Source organism: Brevundimonas sp., assembly GCF_023259385.1.
Classification (GTDB): Bacteria; Pseudomonadota; Alphaproteobacteria; order Caulobacterales; family Caulobacteraceae; genus Brevundimonas.
The window spans coordinates 1-3,886 of the sequence record NZ_JAHFPF010000303.1 but is presented as its reverse complement, the minus strand read 5'-3'; the positions used below and the strand labels follow the sequence as shown (position 1 = coordinate 3,886).

Annotated in this window: 4 protein-coding genes; all 4 read left to right on the top strand. The window is 68.2% G+C overall.

Features of this window, described 5'->3' with window-relative positions:
• Positions 1-218 precede the first annotated feature (218 nt).
• Positions 219-1,160, top strand: a complete 942-nt coding sequence (tsf, locus tag Q0C81_RS17210; RefSeq protein WP_291840888.1) for a translation elongation factor Ts — start codon at positions 219-221, stop codon at positions 1,158-1,160.
• Positions 1,161-1,257: 97 nt separating this feature from the next.
• Entirely contained in the window at positions 1,258-1,662 is a 405-nt protein-coding gene (locus Q0C81_RS17205; protein WP_291840885.1) for a hypothetical protein, read from the top strand.
• An 81-nt stretch (positions 1,663-1,743) separates the two neighbouring features.
• On the top strand, positions 1,744-3,360 hold the full coding sequence (locus Q0C81_RS17200) for a M20/M25/M40 family metallo-hydrolase (protein WP_291840883.1): 1,617 nt from the start codon (positions 1,744-1,746) through the stop codon (positions 3,358-3,360).
• Positions 3,361-3,452: 92 nt separating this feature from the next.
• Positions 3,453-3,878 (top strand): methylmalonyl-CoA epimerase, encoded by a 426-nt coding sequence (mce, locus tag Q0C81_RS17195; RefSeq protein ID WP_291840880.1) that lies wholly within the window; start codon positions 3,453-3,455, stop codon positions 3,876-3,878.
• Positions 3,879-3,886: the final 8 nt, after the last annotated feature.

The window sequence follows — 3,886 nt, the reverse complement described above, 5'->3', positions numbered from 1 at the left end:
GCCGTCGCCGCCGAGCTGGAAGCCGCCGCTGCCGAACCGGCCGTCGCTGACGAAGCCGCCCAGGAAGCGACGACCGAAGCGCTCGACGCCGTCGAAACCGACAAGGCCGCGGTCTGAGGATCGCACCGGCCTTCGTATGAAGGCCGTACGTCTAACTGACATACGGCCGGGGTAACTCCCGGCCGTTACCGCATTCGAATACCCCAAGGAGCTATACAATGGCCGAGATCACCGCCGCCCTCGTCATGGAACTGCGCGCCAAGTCCGGCGTCGGCATGATGGACTGCAAGAAGGCGCTGCAAGAGACCGACGGCGACATCAACGCCGCGATCGACTGGCTGCGCGCCAAGGGCCTGTCCAAGGCCGCCAAGAAGGCCGACCGCGTCGCCGCCGAGGGCCTGGTGGCCGTCGCGTCGAAGGAAGACGGCAAGGGCGAAATCGGCGCCGCGATCGAGTTCAACTCGGAAACGGACTTCGTCGCCCGCAACGAGCTGTTCCAGAACGCCGCCAAGGCCTTCGCCCTGAAGGGCCTGGAGCACCACAGCGTCGAAGCCCTGCACGGCGCCGAGCTGGAAAACGGCAACACCGTCGAGGCCGAGGTCACCAACATGATCGCGACCATCGGCGAGAACATGCAGCTGCGTCGCGCCGCTCGCCTGTCGGTCGATGAAGGCGTCGTCGCCTCCTACGTCCACAACGCCGTGGCTCCGAACCTGGGCCGCATCGGCGTGCTCGTCGCCCTGCACGGCGGCGGCGACAAGGCCGCCCTGCGCGAACTGGGCCGCAAGATCGCCATGCACGTGGCCGCGACCGCCCCGCTGTCGCTGAACACCGACGATCTGGACCCGGCCGCGATCGAGAAGGAACGTCAGGTCCTGACCGAGAAGGCCAAGGAAGAAGGCCGTCCGGAAGCCATGATCGCCAAGATCGTGGAAGGCCAGATCAACAAGTTCCAGAAGGACGTGGTGCTGACCAAGCAACCGTTCGTCATGAACCCCGACGTGACCATCGAGCAGCTGGTCGCCGACGCGGGCAAGGAACTGGGCGCCCCCGGCCTGCACCTGGCCGGCTTCGTCCGCCTGGCTCTGGGTGAAGGCGTCGAGAAGGTCGAAGGCCCGGACTTCGCCGCCGAAGTCGCCTCCATGATGGGCGGTAACTAAGCCCGTCCGTTCCGTCTTCGGACGGAGCTGATAAAATGACGAAGGCCGACGGTTTCGACCGTCGGCCTTTTTCGTACGCGAGCAGCGGGAGCGAACGATGAGCGACGACCAGATCGACTTCGGCGAGGATGGCGGCGGCTACGACGCCGACGACTGGACCCGCCTGATCCCCTTCACGGGCCGGGTCGCGACCCTGGACGACGTGCAGGCCAAGAAGGCCGTCTTCGCCCTGGGCGACACCGAGGATCCGCGCGTCATCGACATGGACCTGCCCCAGCCGCTGATCTGGTGGGAGGCCGACGGCGAGCAGGCGGCGGTCGCCGTCCAGGCTGAAAGCCATATCGGACCCGACGGCGACGAGATGGACGTGCTGGGCCTGATCCTGCCCGACGGCGGCGCGGCGGTGGCCCTGCTGGAGGACTGCGATCTGGTCGATGCTGCCGATCCGGTCTGGCGCCGGCTGGTGGCCGAGGCGATCGACGTGGACGACGCGACGGACTGACACGTCAGCGACGTTCTTCCTTTGCACAACGGTCAGGCTTGGGGTCCTATCGCCGCCGTTCAGTGATTCAGGGGAGTTTCCATGCGTCTTGCCGCCTTGTTGTCCGCCACCGCCCTGGCGTTGACGGCCGTTCCGTTCGCCACGTCCGCCGCCGCCCAGTCGCCGGATCTCGTCGCCGTCAACGGCATCATCGACCAGGGGCTGAACCACAGCCAGGTCATGCAGACCGCCGCCTGGCTGACCGACCGGATCGGCGGGCGGATGACCAACTCGCCGCAGATGCGCCAGGCCGAGACCTGGACCCAGCAGCAGTTCCGCGACTGGGGCCTGTCCAACGTCCGCGCCGATCCGTTCGACTTCGGCCGCGGCTGGTCGGTCGTCCGCTCCAGCGCGCGCATGACCGCGCCGCGCCCGCTCGACCTGCGCGCCATCCCCATCGCCTGGACGCCCGGCACCAACGGCGTGATCAGCGGCGACGTGATCGTCGCCCCGATGACCTCCGCCGGCGACTTCGCGAAGTGGCGCGGCAAGCTTGCGGGCAAGATCGTGCTGGTCTCGCGCCCCACCGCCGGGTCCGAGCCGACCGATCCGGCCTTCCGTCGCCTGACCGAAGACGACCTGCGCAACGCCAACACCTACAACCTGCCCAACCATTCGGCGCCGTCGACCGGCGCGCTGCGCGAGCTGGAGTTCGCCCGGCAGATGGACGCCTTCCTGCAGGAAGAGGGCGCCCTGGCCTGGGTCCGTATGTCCGCCCGCGACGGCGGCCTGCTGCACGGCAACGGCTCGGGCTACCGCATGGACGACCAGCGCAAGACGCCGGGCATGGAGCTGGCGGCCGAGGACTATCGCCGTCTGGCCCGCCTGGCCCTGACCGAGGACGCCAAGCCGCGCCTCGAACTGATGAGCGAGGTCCGCTTCCACGAGGAAGACACCAACGCCTACAACATCCTGGCCGACATTCCGGGCACGGGCCGTTCGGGCGAATACGTCATGGCCGGCGCCCACCTGGACAGCTGGGCCGCCTCGGACGGGGCGGTCGACAACGCCGCCGGCAGCGCTGTCGTCATGGAGGCCGCGCGTATCCTGCGGGCCATGAACGTGCGACCCAAGCGCACCATCCGCTTCGCCCTGTGGAGCGGGGAAGAGCAGGGCATTCTCGGCTCGCTGGCCTATGTCGACAAATACGTCGCCACCCGCGCCCCGCTGGGCGACGCCCAGTTGGACGCCCTGCCGAACAACCGCACCTGGCGCCAGCGCTGGCCGATCCAGCCGCGCGCCGGCCACGGCGATCTGGTCGCCTACTTCAACCTGGACAACGGCTCGGGCAAGATCCGCGGCATCAACGCCGAGGGCAATGTCGCCGCCGCGCCGATCTTCCAGGAGTGGCTGAGGCCCTTCAACGCCATGGGCGCCACGACGGTGTCGATGCGCACCTCGGGCAGCACTGACCACGTCTACATGCAGACCGTCGGCGTGCCGGGGTTCCAGTTCATCCAGGACCCGCTCGACTACGGCGCGCGCCTGCACCACACCTCGATCGACAGCTATGACCATATGCGGGCCGACGACCTGCGTCAGGCCGCCGTCATCCTGGCGACCTTCCTGCTGAACGCCGCCAACAGCGACGAGCCCCTGCCGCGCATGCCGGTCCCGACGCGCCCGACGCCGACGGACCCGTTCCCGCTGCAGCAGTAGGGACGGTCGGAGAGTGAAAAGGAGGGCGTCGCGGCGACGGCTGCGACGCCCTTTCTCTTTGAGCGGGCGAGGACACCCGCTAAAGCAGCCGGATGATCGGTAGACTGAACCACGTCGGCGTCGCCACGCCCTCCATCGAGGCCAGCGTCGCCCTGTATCGCGACCTGCTCGGCGCCTCGAAGGCCCATGAGCCGTTCGACCTGCCGGCGCAGGGCGTCCGCGTCTGTTTCGTCGACCTGCCCAACAGCCAGATCGAGCTGATCGAGCCGCTCGGCGAGGACAGCCCCATCCACGGCTTTCTGGCCAAGAACCCCAGGGGCGGCCAGCACCATGTCTGTTTCGAGGTCGAGGACATCCTCGCCGCCCGCGACGCCCTCAGGGCCAAGGGCGCGACCATCCTCGGCACCGGCGAACCGCGCATCGGCGCGCACGGCACTCCGATCATCTTCGTCCACCCGAAAGACATGGGCGGCGTGCTGGTCGAACTGATGGAAACTTCGAAGGACGGAGATCACTGATGCCTATC

Coding starts and splice junctions, on each gene's coding strand:
- tsf (WP_291840888.1), top strand. CDS start 219: ATGGCCGAGATCACCGCCGCCCTCGTCATGGAACTGCGCGCCAAGTCC.
- mce (WP_291840880.1), top strand. CDS start 3,453: ATGATCGGTAGACTGAACCACGTCGGCGTCGCCACGCCCTCCATCGAG.
- Q0C81_RS17200 (WP_291840883.1), top strand. CDS start 1,744: ATGCGTCTTGCCGCCTTGTTGTCCGCCACCGCCCTGGCGTTGACGGCC.
- Q0C81_RS17205 (WP_291840885.1), top strand. CDS start 1,258: ATGAGCGACGACCAGATCGACTTCGGCGAGGATGGCGGCGGCTACGAC.